Origin of the sequence: Pseudonocardia benzenivorans CB1190 (assembly GCF_000196675.2) — a bacterium.
Classification (GTDB): Bacteria; Actinomycetota; Actinomycetes; order Mycobacteriales; family Pseudonocardiaceae; genus Pseudonocardia; species Pseudonocardia benzenivorans.
Genome location: NC_015312.1, coordinates 3,323,206 through 3,340,372, shown reverse-complemented (window position 1 = coordinate 3,340,372; position 17,167 = coordinate 3,323,206). Strand labels below are relative to the sequence as shown.

Below are 17,167 nucleotides of genomic sequence, written 5' to 3'. Positions count from 1 at the left end.
CCGTGAGCGAGGGCCACTCACGGGGTCGGGTCGGGGTCGTCCTCGGCGGGCTCGCGGGCGGCGAGGGCACCCCGGCGGTCGTGCAGCCGGGCCGGCCACAGCGCCTGGATCGAGGCGTTGAGGTGCGCGCCGAGGACGATCGCGAACCCGATGAAGAACGCCGCCAGCAGGAACGCGATCGGCGCGGCGAGCGCACCGTAGGTGTAGCCGGTGCCGGTCACCCAGTTGATGTAGACGCGCAGGCCCGTGACGCCGGCCAGGAACACGACGGCGGCCAGCAACGCACCCGGCAGCCCGCGCCACCACGGCGGCTTCGCCGGCAGCGCGACCTTGTACAGCGTCGTCAGCGCGAGGACCAGGATGACGCCGATCACCGGGTAGTAGAGGTCGGCGATCAGCGTGATCGCGGCGGGCCGCCACGACTCCGGCAGGATCCCCGGCAGCCGGTCGGGGCCCAGCGCGAGCAGCGGGAGCGAGATGATCCCGCCGACGAGCGCGACGACGTAGAGCAGCAGGGCGAGGATGCGCTGCCAGACGGGGTTGCGGATGCCGTACTGGCCGTGCGCGCGGGTGATGGCGTCGACGAACGACGACATCGCCGACGAGCCCGACCACAGCGAGATGACGAAACCCAGTGAGACGAGCTCGCTGCGCCCCGTCGTCAGGATCTGCGAGACCGTCGGCGCGATGATCTGGTCGACGGCGTCGCGGGTGAAGATGCCGCTGGTCGCGGCGATGATCCGGGCCTCGACGATCTGCGCGGTGTTCGGGCCGAACCACTCGCCGATGTAGCCGAGCGAGCCGAGCAGTCCCAGCAGCAACGGCGGCAGGGACAGCGTCTGCCAGAACGCGGCCGAGGCCGACTCGGAGAAGATGTTGTCGTCCCAGGCGCCGACGATCGTGCGGACGGCCAGCTGCTTCGCCCCGCGCTTCGGCGCCGGCTCCTCGTTCCGGTCGGACTGCTGCGTCGGGGCGGGCTGTTGTTCGGGCTCCTGGTCCAGGACCTGGTCCGGCTGCTGTTCGGCCGCCGGCCGCGGCGCGGGGCCCGGCGGTGCGGCGGGCGCAACCTGGTCGTCGTCCGGCGCGTCGCCGGGAGCGGTGTGGTTGCGCCCGGTGTCGTGGTCGGGGGCGGGGTCGTCCGGCGCGGGCGCACCGCCCGACGGGGTGTGCGCGGCCCCTGAGCCGGGGCGTGACCGGTCGCCCGGCAGGGCCCCTCCCCCGCCGGTGCCCGCGTGCACGTCGGTCACGTCGTCCAGGATGCTCCACCGAGGCCTTCGGTGCGCGCTCCGACGCGCGGCCGTGACCTGCGACGACCCGAGGGTGACCGGCCGGTGACCCGTCCCGGTGGGTCAGGAGAGCGCCTCCAGCAGCGTGCGGGCGGCCAGGCTCGGCGGCATGTCCCCCGCCCTGACCTCCTTCTCCAACGCCGGCAGCGCCGCCTTCACGCCGGGGTCGGAGCGCAGCCGGTCCATCAGCTGGTCGCGCACCATCGCCCACATCCACTCGACCTGCTGGTCGGCGCGCCGGGCGGCCAGCTCCCCGCCGGCCTCGAGCGTCGCGCGGTGCTTCTCGACGGCCGACCACACGTCGTCGAGACCGGTGCCGGTCTGCGCGCTGCACGGCAGGACCGGCGGGCGCCACGACTCGCTCGACGGCGTCATCAACCGCAGCGCCGACCGCAGCTCGGCCGCGGCGGCGCGGGCCTCCTTCTCGTGCGGCCCGTCGGCCTTGTTGACCGCGACCACGTCGGCCAGCTCGAGGATGCCCTTCTTGATGCCCTGCAGCGAGTCGCCGGTCCGGGCGATCGTGAGCAGCAGGAACGTGTCGACCATCGCCGCGACGGCGACCTCGGACTGCCCGACGCCCACCGTCTCGACGAGCACGACGTCGTAGCCCGCGGCCTCCATCAGCACGATCGTCTCGCGGGTCGCGCGGGCGACCCCGCCGAGCGTGCCGGCGCTGGGCGAGGGCCGGACGAACGCGTTCTCGTCGACCGCGAGCGCGGCCATCCGCGTCTTGTCCCCGAGGATCGAGCCCTTCGTCCGGGTCGACGAGGGGTCGACGGCCAGCACCGCGACCCGGTGGCCGGCGCCGGTGAGCCGGGTGCCGAGGGCCTCGATGAACGTCGACTTGCCGACGCCGGGCACCCCGCTGATGCCGACCCGCACACCGGCACCCGCCCGCGGCTGCAACCGGGACAGCAGCTCCTGGGCGGCGACCCGGTGGTCGGGCCGGTTCGACTCGACCAGCGTGATGGCCCTGGCCAGCAGCGACCGCGAGCCGCCGAGCACACCGTCGGTCAGCGCGTCGACGTCGATCGACCGGGCGGGCATCTACGACGCGTCGCCGGAGTGCAGGGCCGCCGTGAGCTTGCCCAGCAGGTCGACCGCCGCCTCGGCGATGACCGTGCCCGGTCCGAACACCGCGACCGCGCCCATCTCGAGCAGCTCCGGGACGTCGGCGGGCGGGATGACGCCGCCGACGACGACCATGATGTCGGGCCGGTCGAGCTCGGCGAGCGCCCCGCGCAGCTCGGGGACCAGCGTCAGGTGCCCGGCGGCCAGCGAGCTCACCCCGATGACGTGCACGTCGGCCTCGACGGCCTGGCGCGCGACCTCGCCCGGGGTCTGGAACAGCGGGCCCACGTCGACGTCGAAGCCCAGGTCGGCGAACGCGGTGGCGATGACCTTCTGCCCGCGGTCGTGGCCGTCCTGGCCCATCTTCGCGACGAGGATGCGCGGCTGGCGGCCCTCCTCCTCGGCGAACTCGTCGACGAGCTCGCGGGCACGGGCGATCGCCGGGTTCTGCCCGGCCTCCTCGGAGTACACGCCGGAGATGATCCTGATCTGTCCGGAGTGCCGCCCGAAGACCTTCTCCAGCGCGTCGGAGATCTCCCCGACGGTGGCCTTCGCCCGGGCGGCGTCGACGGCGAGGGCCAGCAGGTTCTGTCCGGCGTCGCGCTCGGTGCCCTCGGCGATGGCCGCGGCGGCGCCGGTGAGCTTCTCCAGCGCCGCGTCGACGTCGCGGGAGTCGCGCTCGCGACGCAGCCGCTCCAGCTTGTCGAGCTGCTCGCGGCGCACGCCGGCGTTGTCGACCTTGAGCACGTCGATCTGCTCGTCGGAGCCCGTGACGAACTTGTTGACGCCGATGACCGGCTGCCGGCCGGAGTCGATGCGCGCCTGGGTGCGCGCCGCGGCCTCCTCGACGCGCAGCTTCGGGATGCCGGCGTCGATGGCCTGGGCCATGCCCCCGGCCTTCTCGACCTCCGTGATGTGCGCCCACGCGCGGCGGGCGAGGTCGTAGGTGAGCCGTTCGACGTAGTAGCTGCCGCCCCACGGGTCGATGACGTTCGTCGTGCCCGACTCCTGCTGCAGCAGCAGCTGGGTGTTGCGGGCGATGCGGGCGGAGAAGTCCGTCGGCAGGGCGAGCGCCTCGTCGAGGGCGTTGGTGTGCAGCGACTGGGTGTGGCCCTGGGTCGCGGCCATCGCCTCGACGCAGGTGCGCACGACGTTGTTGTAGACGTCCTGGGCCGTCAGCGACCACCCGGAGGTCTGCGAGTGGGTGCGCAGCGACAGCGACTTGGAGTTCTTCGGGTCGAACTGCTGCACGAGCTTCGCCCACAGCAGGCGCGCGGCCCGCATCTTGGCGACCTCCATGAAGAAGTTCATGCCGATCGCCCAGAAGAAGGACAGCCGCGGCGCGAACCTGTCGACGTCGAGCCCCGCGTCGATCCCGGCCCGCAGGTACTCCACACCGTCGGCCAGCGTGTAGGCGAGCTCGAGGTCGTTGGTGGCCCCGGCCTCCTGGATGTGGTAGCCGGAGATGGAGATCGAGTTGAACTTCGGCATCTTCTCCGACGTGAAGCGGAAGATGTCGGAGATGATCTGCATCGAGGGCTGCGGCGGGTAGATGTAGGTGTTGCGGACCATGAACTCCTTGAGGATGTCGTTCTGGATGGTCCCCGTGAGCTTCTCGGGCGCGACGCCCTGTTCCTCAGCCGCCAGGATGTAGAGGGCGAGGACGGGCAGCACCGCGCCGTTCATGGTCATCGACACCGACATCCGGTCGAGCGGGATGCCGTCGAAGAGCTGGCGCATGTCGTAGATCGAGTCGATCGCCACGCCCGCCATGCCGACGTCGCCCGCCACCCGCGGGTGGTCGGAGTCGTAGCCGCGGTGGGTGGCGAGGTCGAACGCGATCGACAGGCCCTTCTGCCCGGCCGCGAGGTTGCGCCGGTAGAAGGCGTTGGACTCGGCGGCCGTGGAGAACCCGGCGTACTGCCGGACCGTCCACGGCTGCGTGACGTACATCGTCGGGTACGGGCCGCGCAGGAAGGGCGCGACGCCCGGGTAGGTGCCGAGGAAGTCGACGTCGGCGAGGTCGTCGGCGGTGTAGAGCGCCTTGACGGGGATACCCTCCGGCGACTCCCACGGCTCGGGCTGCTCGCCCACGGGGGTCGACGCGGGCGCCGCGGCGCCGTCGAGGTCGATCCGGGTGAAGTCGGGGACGGTCATCGCGCGTCCTCTCCGTTCGCCGCGTCGAGTGCGGCGTACACGTCGTCGATGACGGCCAGCGCGTCGCAGCCCGCGTGCAGGGTCGCGTCGACACCGTCGACCTCGGCCCGGCCCGCGAGCAGGATGCGGGTCGCCCCCGCCTCGCGCAGGGCGGCGGCGGTCGCGGCGGCACTCTCGGCGTAGGCCTCGTCGGTGCCGCAGAGGACGGCGACCGGTGTCGCCGCCTCGCCGAACGCGGCGACGATCTCGTCGGTGGACGCGGTGGCGCCCGCGTCGGGGGTGGCGATGCCGCCCGCGCCGAGCAGGTTGCGCGCGAACCCGGCGCGAGCGCTGTGCGCGGCGACGGTGCCCAGCGTCGCGAGGAACGCGGCGGGCCGGGCGCCGGTGGCGGCGAGGACGGCGTCGGAGCGGTCGCGCCGCTCCTCGAACGCGCCGGCCAGGCGGTAGACCGGCAGGCCCCCGGCCGCGGCGGGCGCGGGGTGCGGCGCACGTTCGACGGGCCGCTCGTCGAGGTCGGGGAACTCGCTGACGCCGGTGATGGGCGTGCGCCGGGTGGCGACGTCGCGCTCGCGGCGCTCCCGTACCGGCGCGACCCGCTCGGCGACGAAGCCGGAGTCGAGCGCGGCCACCGCGCCGCCGGCGCCCTCGACCTCCTGGAAGAACGTCCACGCCGCACGGGCGAGCTCGTCGGTACGGCTCTCCACGTACCAGGACCCGCCCGCGGGGTCGACGACCCGGGCGAGGTGCGCCTCCATGATCAGCAGCGACTGCGTGTTGCGGGCGATACGCCGGGAGAACGGCTCGGCGACGCCGATGGCCTCGTCGAACGGGGCGACGGTCACGGCGTCCGCGCCGCCGACGCCCGCGGCGAAGCCGGCGACCGTGCCGCGCAGCATGTTCACCCAGGGGTCGCGGCGGGTCGTCGTCATCGGGGAGGTGACGGCGTGCTGGACCTGGCCGGGGGCGTCGGGGGCGCCGCACGCCTCCAGCACCCGCGCCCAGAGCCGCCGCGCGGCGCGCAGCAGGGCGATCGTCGCGAACTGGTCGCCGGTGACGCCGAAGCGGAACTCCAGCAGCCGGGCGGCGGTCGCGACGTCGAGCCCTGCCCCGGTCAGCGCCCGCAGGTAGGCGACCCCGGCCGCGAGCGACCAGCCGAGCTGCTGGGCGTCGGACGCCCCGGCGCCGTGCACCGGCAGCGCGTCGACGACGATCGCGCGCATGGCCGGGAAGTCGTCGGCCACGCGGCGCGCGAGCGGCAGCACGGACTCGACGTCGGGGCCCTCGCCGGTGGCGGCTCGCAGACCGACCGGGTCGAGCCCGAGGTTCCCGCCGACCTGCGCGGGATCGACGTCGGACGCCGTGACGTGGGCGAGGAAGGCCTCGGCGGCGGCGATCGCGTCGGCCCCGGCGTCGAGCACGACGGGCGCGAGGTCGAGCAGGACGCCTTCGAGCGCGGCGGGCAGGTCGGCGACGGCGACACCGTGCGTCCCCACCCCCAGCCACAGGGAGGTCACGCCGTTGTCGAGGTCCTCGGCGACGGCGGCGGCGACCGCGGCGGGGTCGGCGGAGGTGTGCCGGGCGCGGATGTCCCAGCCGTCGGGCACGTACCCGCCGGCGCGGCTGCCCCGGACGTACGGGGCGGCGCCGGGGACGCCGGTCGCGGCGAGGTCGGGTACGTCGTCGGCGGTGTAGAGCGGCCGGACCCGCAGGCCGTCGAGGGTCTCGCGGACGAGCACGTCCACACCGGACCCGGCCGGCGCGTCCGCGGGCAGCCGGCCCGCCTTGCGCAGCACCCCGTCGACGAGGGCGGCCCACTCCTCCCGCGTCGCGGCCGGGAACTCTGCGGCGAGCGCGAGGTCGTCGGGTTCCTCCGGAGCCCCGCGCTCCAGCGCGTCGGGATCCACCTGCGGGGTGGTCATCGCACTTCCTCCCTGCGTCCGGCGGCCGCCGTGGCCGTGCCGGGGTTTCGCGGAGTCTAGGTGGGTTGTGCGGTACCCGGCACGGTCTGTGTCACCGGGCTCACCCGCTGATCACGGTGTCTCGCAGCACACCGGCCACCGCACTACTTCTACGTGCGGTAGAACTACTACAGCGTGTAGAAATTCCGAACGGAGGACGGCATGACCGCACTCGACCTGGCCCGCTGGCAGTTCGGGATCACGACCGTCTACCACTTCCTGTTCGTGCCGCTGACGATCGGACTGTCCGCGATCGTGGCGATCCTGCAGACGGCGTGGCACCGGACCGGAAAGGTCGAGTACCTGCGGGCGACCCGCTTCCTCGGCAAGCTCTTCCTGATCAACTTCGCGATGGGCGTCGTGACCGGGATCGTCCAGGAGTTCCAGTTCGGGATGAACTGGAGCAGCTACTCGACGTTCGTCGGCGACGTGTTCGGCGCGCCGCTGGCGATGGAGGCGCTGCTCGCGTTCTTCCTGGAGTCGACGTTCATCGGCCTGTGGATCTTCGGCTGGGACCGGCTCCCGCGGCGCGTGCACCTGGCGTGCATCTGGGTCGTCGCGGTCGGCACGAACCTCTCGGCGTACTTCATCATCGCGGCCAACGCGTGGATGCGCCATCCGGTCGGTTTCGCCGTCGACCCCGCGACCGGCCGCGCGCGGCTCACCGACATCTGGGCCGTCCTCACCAACGACCAGGCCTGGTCGACCTATCTGCACGTCGTGTCCGGCGCGTTCATCGCGGCCGGCCTGTTCGTCGTCGCGGTCAGCGCCTACAAGATCCAGCGGGCCCGGTGGCCCCGCCGCGGTGACACGGCGCCGCACCCCTCGGAGGGCGGGCTGTTCCGCAAGACCCTGCGGCTCGGGTTCGCCGTCACCGCGATCGCCGGCGCGCTCGTCGTCTTCTCCGGCGACCACCAGGCCAAGCTCATGGCCCAGTACGAGCCGATGAAGCTCGCCGGCGCGGAGGCGCTGTGGGAGGACGAGCAGGGCGCCGGGTTCTCGCTGTTCGCCGTCGGCGACATCCGCGAGGGCCGCAACCACGTCAACGTCCAGGTCCCGAACGTCCTGTCGTTCCTGGCCACCGGCCACCTCGACGGCGACGTGCAGGGCATCAACGACGTCCAGCAGCGGCTCGAGCAGCAGTACGGCCCCGGCGACTACCGGCCGGACATCGCCGTCCTCTACTGGTCGTTCCGGCTGATGATGGGCCTGGGCATGGCCGGCGTCGGGATCGGGGTCCTCGGGCTGTGGCTGACCCGGCGCGGCCGGCTGCCCGACCGCCGCTGGATGTACCGCGTCGCCGTCCTCGGGCTGCCCGCGGCGCTGGCCGCGAACGTGTTCGGGTGGCTGCTCACCGAGATGGGCCGCCAGCCGTGGACCGTCGTCGGCGAGCTGCTCACCGCCGCGAGCGTCTCACCGGGGGTGAGCCTCACCGAGGTCGCGATCTCGCTGTCGGCGTTCACGCTGATCTACGCCGTGCTCGCCGTGATCGAGGCGAGGCTGCTGTTCCGCTACGTCGTCGCCGGTCCGGGTGCGGTCATGCCCTATCCCACGGACCCCGCCGACGGCGACACCGGCACCGCCGCGGCCCGGCCCGATCCCGCCGACGAACGCGTCCCCGCGTTCGTCTACTGAAGGGGCCCGCCATGGACCTGACCACCATCTGGTTCCTCGCCATCGCCGTGCTGTGGACCGGCTACTTCGTCCTGGAGGGCTTCGACTTCGGCGTCGGCATGCTGTTGCCCGTCGTCGGCCGCGACGACACCGACCGCCGCGTCATGATCAACGCGATCGGCCCGGTCTGGGACGGCAACGAGGTCTGGCTGATCACCGCGATCGGGGCCACCTTCGCGGCCTTCCCCGCCTGGTACGGCTCGATGCTCAGCGGGTTCTACCTGCCCCTGCTCGCCGTCCTGCTCGCGCTGATCGCGCGCGGCGTGGCGTTCGAGTACCGCGGCAAGGTCGACGACCCGCGCTGGCGGCGCCGCTGGGACGTGGCGATCGTCGTCGGCAGCACGGTGCCCGCGCTGGTGTGGGGCCTGCTGTTCGCGAACCTGGTCCACGGGCTGCCGATGGACGCGGGCCACGTCGTGCGCGCCGGGCTCGGCGACCTGCGCCACCCCTACGCTCTGCTCGGCGCACTGACCACCGCCACGGTGTTCCTGCTGCACGGCGCGGTGTTCCTGGCGCTCAAGACGGACGGCCCGGTCCGCGTGCTGGCCCGCACGGTGGCCCTGCGCACCGCGCTGGTCGCGGTTCCCGCGCTCGTCGGGTTCCTCGGCTGGACGCTCGCGCAGCGGCCCACCGGCTGGACGCTGCCCGTCGGGGTCGTCGCCGTGCTGGCGCTGGTGGCCGGCACCGGGCTGACCGCACGCGGCCGCGAGGGTCGCGGGTTCGCGGCGACGGCGCTCGCGATCGTCGCGACGACCGTCGTGCTGTTCGGGTCGATGTTCCCGGTGCTGGTCCCGTCGACGACCGACCCGGCGTTCTCGCTGACCGTCGCCGGCGCGGCGTCGGGCGGTTACACGCTGCAGGTCATGAGCTGGATCGCGCTCGTCATGCTGCCGCTGGTGATCGGCTACCAGGCCTGGTCCTACTGGGTGTTCCGGCGCCGCGTGACCCGCGCCCACATCGCGCCCGCCCACTGAGGGGCCGTGCCGTGAAACCACTCGACCCCCGGCTGCTGCGGGCGGCCCGCGCGGTCCGCACCCACCTCGCGGTCACCGCGGTCTGCGGCGTGGCCCTGACCGGGCTGATCCTCGTGCAGGCCTGGCTCGTCGCGCACATCGTCGGCGGGGTCGCCGACGGTCGCGGGCTCGCCGAGCTCGGCCCGCTCGTCGCCGGGGTCGCGGTCGTCGCCGTCGGGCGCGCGCTGCTCGCGCACGGCGCCGAGACCGCAGCGGTGCGCAGTGCCGCGAGCGCGAAGTCGCAGCTGCGGCGGCGCATCGTCGCCCACGTGACCGACGGTCCGGCGCGCGGCCCGGCCACCGCGGGCGAGCTCGCGACCCTGACCACCCGCGGGCTCGACGCACTCGACGACTACCTCGCCCGCTACCTGCCCCAGCTCGTGCTCGCCGCGCTCGTCCCACTCGCCGTGCTGGCCGTCGTCGCGTCGGCCGACTGGGTGTCGGCGCTGGTCATCGCGCTGACCCTGCCGCTGGTGCCGCTGTTCATGGCGCTCGTCGGCATGCACACCCAGGCACGCACCCGACGGCAGTGGACGCTGCTGCAGCGCCTCGGCGGGCACTTCCTCGACGTCGTCGAGGGGCTGCCGACGCTCGCGCTGTTCCGCCGCGCGAAGGCCGAGGCCGCGCTCGTCCGCCGGGTCACCGACGACCACCGCCAGGCGACGATGGGCACGCTGCGGATCGCGTTCCTCTCGGCGCTCGTGCTCGAGCTGCTCGCCACGCTCGCGGTCGCGCTCGTCGCCGTCGAGGTCGGGTTCCGGCTGCTCTACGGCGAGCTGTCGCTGACGACGGCGCTGCTCGTGCTCGTGCTGGCCCCGGAGGCGTACCTGCCGCTGCGCGAGGTCGGCGCCCGCTTCCACGCGAGCATGGAGGGGGTCGCGGCGGCCGAGTCGGCGTTCGCCGTGCTGGAGTCGCCGCGCCCGGTCGTGCCCGGCTCGCGGCCGACGGCCCGGCGCGGGACGGTCGCCCTCGACATCGACGACGTCGGCTTCGCGTGGCCCGGCCGCGACGCCCCGGTCCTCGACGGTCTCACGCTCGCCGTCGGCGAGGGCCGCAGCGTTCTCGTCACCGGACGCAGCGGCGCCGGGAAGTCCACGCTGCTCGCGCTGCTGCTGCGCTTCGCCGAGCCCGACACCGGCACGATCCGCGCCGACGGGGTGCCCTTGCGCGACCTCGACGCCGCGGCGTGGCGCGCGCGGGTGGCGTGGGTCCCGCAGCACCCGCACCTGTTCGACGACACCCTCGCCGGCAACGTCCGGCTCGGAGCCCCCGACGCCACCGACGCCCAGGTCGACGCGGCGCTGGCGGCGGCGGGCCTCACCGACGTCGTCGCCGCCCTGCCCGAGGGCACCGCCACCCGGCTCGGCGAGGGCGGGGCGCGGCTGTCGGCCGGGCAGCGGCAGCGGGTGGCGATCGCCCGCGCGTTCGTCCGCGACCCCGACCTCGTCCTGCTCGACGAGCCGACCGCCCACCTCGACCCCGACAACGCCGCCCTCGTGCGCGCCGCCACCGCGCGGCTGCTGGAGGGCCGCACGGGGATCGTCGTCGCGCACGACGCGGGCTGGCGCGAGACCGTCGACGAGACGGTCGTGCTCACCGACGGCCGGCTCGCCGAGCGCGCGCCCGCGGCGCTCGTGAGCGGCGATGGTCGCTATGGCGACCATCGCCACCCACAGGGGGTGGCGTCGTGAGGGACCCACTGCGCCGCATGCTCTCCCTCGCCCGGCCGCGGGGCACCCGGTTCGCGCTGGGGGTGCTCGCCGGTGCCGTGGCGACGGCGTCGGGGGCCGGCCTGCTCAGCCTCGCCGCCTGGCTCATCGCCACCGCGGCCACGCACCCGCCGGTCACGGCGCTGTCGGTCGCGGTCGTGCTGACCCGCGCCCTCGGCGTCACCCGCGGCCTCACCCGCTACCTGGAGCGGCTGGTCACCCACGACGCCGCGCTGCGGACCCTCGCCGACGTCCGGGTGCGGGTCTACGAGCGACTCGCCCGCACCGAGCCGGTCCGCCGGTTCCGGTCCCCCGACCTCGTCACCCGGCTGGTCAGCGACACCGACGCGACCCAGGACCTGCTCGTCCGTGGCCTGACGCCGCCGCTGGCGGCGTTGCTGACCGGCGCCGGCGCCGTGGCGCTCGCGACGGCGCTGCTCGTCCCGGGCGGGCTCGTGCTCGCCGCCGGCCTGGTGCTCGGGGGCCTCGTCGTGCCGGTCGTCGCGGCGGCGCTGGGCCGGGCCACCGGCGCCCGGCAGGCCGCGGCCCGCGCCGAGCTGACGACGGCACTCGTCGACGCCCTGCACGGTGCCCCCGACCTCGCCGCGAACGGCGCGACGGCCCGCGCCGTCGCCCGGGTCGAGGCCGCCGACGCGGCGCTCACCGCGGCCGCCCGCCGGGACGCGGGCCTGCTCGGGCTCGGCGCGGGCGCATCGGCGCTGGTCGCCGGGCTCACGCTGTGGGCGACGCTGCTGTTGGGCGTGGTCGCGGTCGAGCACGGATCGCTCGGACCGATCCCCATGGCGGTGCTGGCGCTCACGGCGCTCGCCGCGTTCGAGATCGTCGCGCCGCTGCCTGCCGCGGCGGCCCGCCTCGGTGCGGTGCGCGCGTCGGGCGCGCGCCTCTTCGACGTCCTGGACACCCCACCCGCGGTGCGCGACCCCGGGGGTGCGGGGCGGCTCGTGCCGGGGGCGTTGCGGATCCGCGACCTGCGGGTCCGCTACGCCCCCGACGCGACCTGGGCCCTCGACGGTCTCGACCTCGACGTCGCGCCGGGCGAGAAGGTCGCGGTCGTCGGGCCGAGCGGGTCGGGCAAGAGCACCCTGGCCGCGGTGCTGTTCCGGTTCCTCGACCCGGACGCCGGGACCGTCGAGATCGGCGGCACGTCGCTGACGTCGGTCGCCGCCGACGCGGCGCGGACCGTCGTGAGCGGGGTGCCGCAGCACCCGCACCTGTTCACCGGCAGCGTGCGGGCGAACCTGCTGCTCGCCCGGCCCGACGCCACCGACGAGGCGCTGTGGGACGTGCTGCGCCGGGTCCGGCTCGACGGCGACGTGGCCGCGATGCCCGGCGGGCTCGACGCCGACGTCGGCGAGCACGGCGAACGGCTCTCGGGCGGCATGCGCCAGCGGCTCGCCCTGGGCAGGGCGCTGCTCACCGACGCCACGCTGCTGGTGCTGGACGAACCGACCGCACACCTGGACCCCGACACCCGCGACGCCGTACTCGCCGACCTGCTCGACGCCGCGGGCGAGCGCGCCGTCCTGCTCGTCACGCACGACCTCGAGCGGCTGGACCGGATGGACACCGTGCACGTCGTCGTCGACGGCCGGGTGGTGCAGCGCGGCCGACCGGCCGACCTGCTGGCCCGCGACGGCTGGTACCGCCGCGCCCACCGGCTGCCCGCGCCGGTGTGACCCGCGGCCGCCACCCGGCCGGCGCGGACCTCAGCGGGGTGCCGAGCGGCGCTGCTCGCGCAGTTCCCGGGTCCGCGCCGACACCGTGGCGCCGAGCAGCCCCGCCGCGGCGTCGACCAGCTGGCTGACGAAGAGCCGATGGTCGTCGCGACCGGACCGGGCGCGCTGCGCGACCTCGACCGCGACGAACCGGATCGCGAGGAAGCGCCGGTGCAGCTCGAGCGCCTCGGGCTCCAGCAGCGGCTCGAGCAACGCCCGCCACCGGGCCGTGCTCGCGCCGGGCCGGTCGAGCGCGAGCGGCGCGGTCGAGGGCACCGGGCGGGTGAGCAGGTCGGCGACGGTGCGCAGGTAACCCGCGCCCGGCGCCCCCTCGTCGAGCTTCGCGGCCAGCGGCTCGACGAGGGCGGCGGCCAACGCGTGCACCGCCTCGTCCGCGCCCGGACCCCCGGCGACGGCCGCCGCGTGCGGGCCGGCCTCGAACGCGTCGAGCATGGCGTGCCGGCGTTGCTCGATGTCGGCGAGATGGCGGTCGAGCAACGCCTGCACGAGGCCGTCGCGGTCGGTGAACCAGTACTGCGCGGCGATGACGTTGCGCGCGCCCGCGGCCCGGCCGATCTCGCGCAGCGAGACGGCCTCGCTGCCACGCTCGGCGAACAGCTCCTCCGCGGCGCGCAGCAACCGCGTCCGGGTGTCAGCGCCCTCGTCGGTCGCGCGGCTCATCGGCGCAGGCTACCGGCCCGGCCGCGGCCCGATCACGCCTTCGGACCGCCCGCGACGTAGATGACCTGCCCGGAGACGAACCCCGCCCCCTCGCTGACGAGGAACGAGACGGTGTGCGCGATGTCCTCGACCTGCCCGGCGCGGGCCACCGGGATCTGCGCGGCACGAGCGGCCACGTAGGTGTCCCAGTCCTCGCCGATCCGCTCGGCCGTCGCCCTCGTCATGTCGCTGACGATGAAGCCGGGCGCGATGCAGTTGGCGGTGATCCCGAACTTGCCCAGCTCGATGGCGAGCGTCTTGGTGAAGCCCTGCAGCCCGGCCTTCGCGGTCGAGTAGTTGCTCTGGCCGCGGTTGCCCAGCGCCGACGTGCTCGACAGGTTGACGATGCGGCCGTACTTCGCGTCGACCATGTGCTTCTGCACCGCGCGCGTCATCAGGAACGAGCCGCGCAGGTGCACGTTCATGACCGTGTCCCAGTCGTCGGTGGTCATCTTGAACAGCAGGTTGTCGCGGGTCACGCCGGCGTTGTTGACCAGCACCGTCGGCGCCCCGAGATCGGCCGCGACCCGCTCGACGGCCGCGGCGACGGCGGCCTCGTCGGCGACGTCCGCGCCCACGGCGAGCGCCCGGCCGCCGGCGGACTCGATGCCGTCGACGGTCGCCTTGCAGGCGGCCTCGTCGAGGTCCAGCACGGCGACGGCGAACCCGTCCGCGGCCAGCCGGGCGGCCGTGGCGGCCCCGATCCCCCTCGCGGCCCCCGTGACGATCGCGACGCGCCCCTGAGTCATGCCCGGAATCCCTTCGCCCGCCGCGACGCCGTGCCGGTCGCGACCCTGCCCGGGCATCGTCGCATTTCCGGACGGGAGCGCACGGGGAGTCCCCGGACGCGACACGGCGCCGCCGGCTCACGAGGTGGAGCCGACGGCGCCGGTTGGGGTGATCCAGTCCGAGTGGCCGGGCCGATCGAGGTCTGGTGGTTGCAGTGCGGGTGGCTGCGTCGCGGGCCTGGTGGGCCGCTGTCCGGGAAGGCTCCGTGTCGGAGCTGTCATCGCGGGACGCTACCTCGTGACCCAGGTCACGTCAACGGGCCGATCGGCTCCGTCCTCGGCGTCGTCGCAGGCAGTCGCGGTCCCCGACCGACGGGTCAGTCGAGCAGGACCGTCCGCAGGTCCAGCCGGCGCAGGACCCGGTCGACCGCCTCCGGATCGACACCGGGCTCCCGGCGCGCCGCGAGCACCTCGGCCCGCGCCGCGGCCAGCGCGTCGGCCTGGATGGCGTCGAGGGTCTGCTTGCGCGCCCGCAGCGCCGCGAGGCGCTCCCGGTCCTCGTCGGTGACGGTGTCGCCGCGCAGGATCGCCTCGAGCCTGCCGATGCGCTGGTGCAGCGCCGCCGACACCTCCTCGGGCAGGTCCGCCGCCCGCTCCTGCTCGACGAGGCGGTCCAGTGCGGCCTTCCAGGCCCGGCGGGCGACGACCGTCTCCGCGGCGTGCTCGGCCTCGGCGTTCTCGGCGATCCCCAGCATCCGCACGAGCAGCGGCAGCGTGAACCCCGGCAGCAGCAGCGTCACGACCAGCACCGAGCAGGCCACCACGACGATCTCGGCGCGCGCCGGGAACGGGGCGCCGGTCGAGGTGACGGCCGGCAGCGCGAGGGCCAACGCGAGCGTCGCGAGCCCGCGCATCCCGCACCAGGCGAGCACGACGGCCTCCCGGCCGGTGCGGGGCGCCGCCGACGGGTCGCCGCCCCGGCGCAGGTTGACCGTCGCCACGGTCATCCAGACCGCCCGCAGCCCCACCACCGCCGCGCACACGATCAGCGCGTGGACCAGCATCCGCGGCAGGTCCGCGCCCGCGTCGGACACGACCTGGCGCAGGTCGAGCCCGATCAGGCCGAAGGCCACCCCGGTGACCAGCAGTTCGACGACGTCCCAGAAGGAGCGCTGCACCAGCCGCTCGGCCGCCTCGTCGGCGTCGGCGTGCACCCGCAGCTGCAGCGCGACGACGACGACCGCGACCACGCCCGACGCGTGCACCTCCTCGGCCAGCAGGTAGACGGCGAAGGGCAGCACCACGGTCAGTGCGCTGCGGCCCGTCGTGCTGGCGACCCGGTCCGACAGCCACCGGGCGACCCGTGCCACGACGACCCCGATGACGACGGCCGCCACCACACCCAGGACGAACCGCCACAGCAGCTCGGTCACGCGCAGCTCGGCGCCGCTCACCGTCGCGAAGACCGCGGTCTGGAAGATCACCAGGGCGGTCGCGTCGTTGAACAGACCTTCGCTCTGCAGCACCGCGAGCAGCCGCCGCGGCATCCGCACGGATCCGGCGACGGCCTCGACGGCCACCGGGTCGGGCGGGGCCACCATGGCACCGAGCGCGACGGCGGCCGAGAGCCCGATGCCCGGGATCAGCGCCGTCGCGGTGCCCGCCACGACCGCCACCGTGACGGCCACGAGCGCCACCGCCAGCGTGACGATGCTGCGCCACCGCGCCCGGAACAGCGCCCACGAGGTGCGCTGGGCCGTCGCGAACAGCAGCGGTGGCAGGAACAGCGGGAGGATCAGGTCGGGCTCGATCTCGAACGCGTCGGGCAGCCCCGGCACGAACGCGACCACGGCACCGAGGACCACCATCAGCGCGGGCCAGGGCAGGTGCAGGCGGTCGCCGATCCCGACGAGCACCACCGCGGCCAGCATCAGCGCGACGATCAGCAGCAGCAGCTCCACGTCCGACAGCGTGCCGTACGACGGCGGCGGCGGCGCCCACCCCGGCGGTGCCCGCTGCGGATCACCACCCGAGGTGGTTACGGTGACCCCGACCGCCGATCCGGCCGACCCACCCACGACGGCGCCCGCATCGCGGTGGGCGCTCGACCACGAGGGAGAACCCATGGCGCACAACCCTTACGACGACCTCCCGCAGGTGCCGACGTTCGAGGTCACCAGCACCGAGATCACCGACGGCGGCACCCTGCCGATGCCGCAGGTCAGCGGGATCTTCGGCGCGGGCGGCGAGGACCGCTCCCCGCAGCTGTCGTGGAGCGGCGCCCCCGAGGGCACCCAGTCCTACGTGGTCACCTGCTTCGACCCCGACGCCCCGACCGGGTCGGGCTTCTGGCACTGGGCCCTCGTCGACATCCCCGCGTCGGTGACGTCGCTGGAGTCCGGTGCCGCCGACGGCGAGCTGCCCGAGGGCGCCTTCCAGCTCGCCAACGACGCCGGCCTGAAGAACTACCTGGGCGCCGCGCCGCCCGCGGGACACGGGCCGCACCGCTACTTCTTCGTCGTGCACGCGGTCGACGTGCCGTCGCTGGGGATCCCCGCCGAGGCCAGCAACGCCTTCCTCGGCTTCAACCTGTTCTCCCACACCCTCGCCCGGGCGACGATCACCCCGGTCTACGAGATCAAGGAGTAGCCGCGGGCCGAGCGGCCCGGTCCCGACCGGTTGCGGGCCGACCGGTTCGCGGGCCGACCGGCTAGGGACGAGCGGTGGCCAGGGCGAGCGCGTTGAGCGCCGCCCAGCCACCGGCGACCGCGACGGTCCTGCGGGCCGCGTCGCGGTCGGAGATCGCCGTGCCGAGCGTGACGGCGTCCCCGACGTCGGCGGCGACCCGCACGGCGAGTGCGAGCTGCAGGGCCCGGCCCCGGGGCGCCAGCGCCACCGCGAGCCCCGACACCGCGTCACGCACGCCGACCGCGCGCACCAGGGTCGCGACCGGCGGCGACGGGTCGCCCCCGCGCGGGCCGAGCCCGGTCGGGCCGGTGAGGACGGCCGGGCGCACGATCGTCGCGACGCCGTATGCGGTGGTCAGCGCGCCGAGCACGCGGGCGAAGGTGGACACGGGTCTCCTGACTCTCGGGGGAGGGAGCACTCACCGGAC

13 protein-coding genes are annotated in these 17,167 nt (G+C 74.7%); 5 read left to right on the top strand and 8 right to left on the bottom strand.

Features of this window, described 5'->3' with window-relative positions:
- Positions 1 to 17: 17 nt before the first annotated feature.
- From PSED_RS15750 to PSED_RS15735, 4 genes are all read right to left on the bottom strand, one after another.
- Positions 18 to 1,247, bottom strand: coding sequence for a YihY/virulence factor BrkB family protein (locus tag PSED_RS15750; protein WP_013675245.1), 1,230 nt, complete (start codon positions 1,245 to 1,247; stop codon positions 18 to 20).
- A gap of 102 nt (positions 1,248 to 1,349) precedes the next feature.
- Positions 1,350 to 2,333 carry a methylmalonyl Co-A mutase-associated GTPase MeaB gene (gene meaB / locus PSED_RS15745; RefSeq protein ID WP_013675244.1) on the bottom strand — a complete coding sequence of 328 codons (984 nt, stop codon included), beginning with the start codon at positions 2,331 to 2,333 and terminating at the stop codon, positions 1,350 to 1,352.
- The gene (gene scpA / locus PSED_RS15740) at positions 2,334 to 4,514 is read right to left on the bottom strand and encodes a methylmalonyl-CoA mutase (RefSeq protein ID WP_013675243.1); all 2,181 of its coding nucleotides are present in this window, start codon (positions 4,512 to 4,514) and stop codon (positions 2,334 to 2,336) included. It abuts the gene before it with no gap.
- On the bottom strand, positions 4,511 to 6,433 hold the full coding sequence (locus tag PSED_RS15735; protein ID WP_013675242.1) for a methylmalonyl-CoA mutase family protein: 1,923 nt from the start codon (positions 6,431 to 6,433) through the stop codon (positions 4,511 to 4,513). The genes scpA and PSED_RS15735 overlap by 4 nt, the downstream gene beginning before the upstream one ends.
- A gap of 201 nt (positions 6,434 to 6,634) precedes the next feature.
- Here PSED_RS15735 and PSED_RS15730 point away from each other — a divergent pair, with 201 nt between their 5' ends.
- From PSED_RS15730 to cydC, 4 genes are read left to right on the top strand one after another with little or no spacing between them, the layout of a single operon-like run.
- Positions 6,635 to 8,107, top strand: coding sequence for a cytochrome ubiquinol oxidase subunit I (locus PSED_RS15730; protein WP_013675241.1), 1,473 nt, complete (start codon positions 6,635 to 6,637; stop codon positions 8,105 to 8,107).
- Positions 8,108 to 8,118: 11 nt separating this feature from the next.
- Entirely contained in the window at positions 8,119 to 9,120 is a 1,002-nt protein-coding gene (cydB, locus tag PSED_RS15725) for a cytochrome d ubiquinol oxidase subunit II (protein ID WP_013675240.1), read from the top strand.
- Between the two features lie 11 nt (positions 9,121 to 9,131).
- Positions 9,132 to 10,850, top strand: a complete 1,719-nt coding sequence (gene cydD / locus PSED_RS15720) for a thiol reductant ABC exporter subunit CydD (RefSeq protein WP_013675239.1) — start codon at positions 9,132 to 9,134, stop codon at positions 10,848 to 10,850.
- Positions 10,847 to 12,565 (top strand): thiol reductant ABC exporter subunit CydC, encoded by a 1,719-nt coding sequence (gene cydC, locus PSED_RS15715; protein WP_013675238.1) that lies wholly within the window; start codon positions 10,847 to 10,849, stop codon positions 12,563 to 12,565. The genes cydD and cydC overlap by 4 nt, the downstream gene beginning before the upstream one ends.
- A 30-nt stretch (positions 12,566 to 12,595) precedes the next feature.
- Here cydC and PSED_RS15710 read toward each other — a convergent pair whose 3' ends face one another.
- From PSED_RS15710 to PSED_RS15700, 3 genes are all read right to left on the bottom strand, one after another.
- Complete coding sequence (locus PSED_RS15710; protein WP_013675237.1) at positions 12,596 to 13,285, bottom strand: TetR/AcrR family transcriptional regulator; 690 nt, start codon at positions 13,283 to 13,285, stop codon at positions 12,596 to 12,598.
- 32 nt (positions 13,286 to 13,317) lie between these two features.
- Entirely contained in the window at positions 13,318 to 14,073 is a 756-nt protein-coding gene (fabG, locus tag PSED_RS15705; RefSeq protein WP_041761339.1) for a 3-oxoacyl-ACP reductase FabG, read from the bottom strand.
- A gap of 356 nt (positions 14,074 to 14,429) precedes the next feature.
- A complete protein-coding gene (locus tag PSED_RS15700) occupies positions 14,430 to 16,013 on the bottom strand; it encodes a Na+/H+ antiporter (RefSeq protein WP_013675235.1) in 1,584 nt (527 codons plus the stop codon).
- A 163-nt stretch (positions 16,014 to 16,176) separates the two neighbouring features.
- Here PSED_RS15700 and PSED_RS15695 point away from each other — a divergent pair, with 163 nt between their 5' ends.
- Complete coding sequence (locus PSED_RS15695) at positions 16,177 to 16,701, top strand: YbhB/YbcL family Raf kinase inhibitor-like protein (RefSeq protein WP_013675234.1); 525 nt, start codon at positions 16,177 to 16,179, stop codon at positions 16,699 to 16,701.
- A gap of 61 nt (positions 16,702 to 16,762) precedes the next feature.
- Here the strand turns inward: PSED_RS15695 and PSED_RS15690 are convergent, their stop codons facing one another.
- Positions 16,763 to 17,128, bottom strand: coding sequence for a hypothetical protein (locus PSED_RS15690; protein WP_013675233.1), 366 nt, complete (start codon positions 17,126 to 17,128; stop codon positions 16,763 to 16,765).
- Positions 17,129 to 17,167 lie beyond the last annotated feature (39 nt).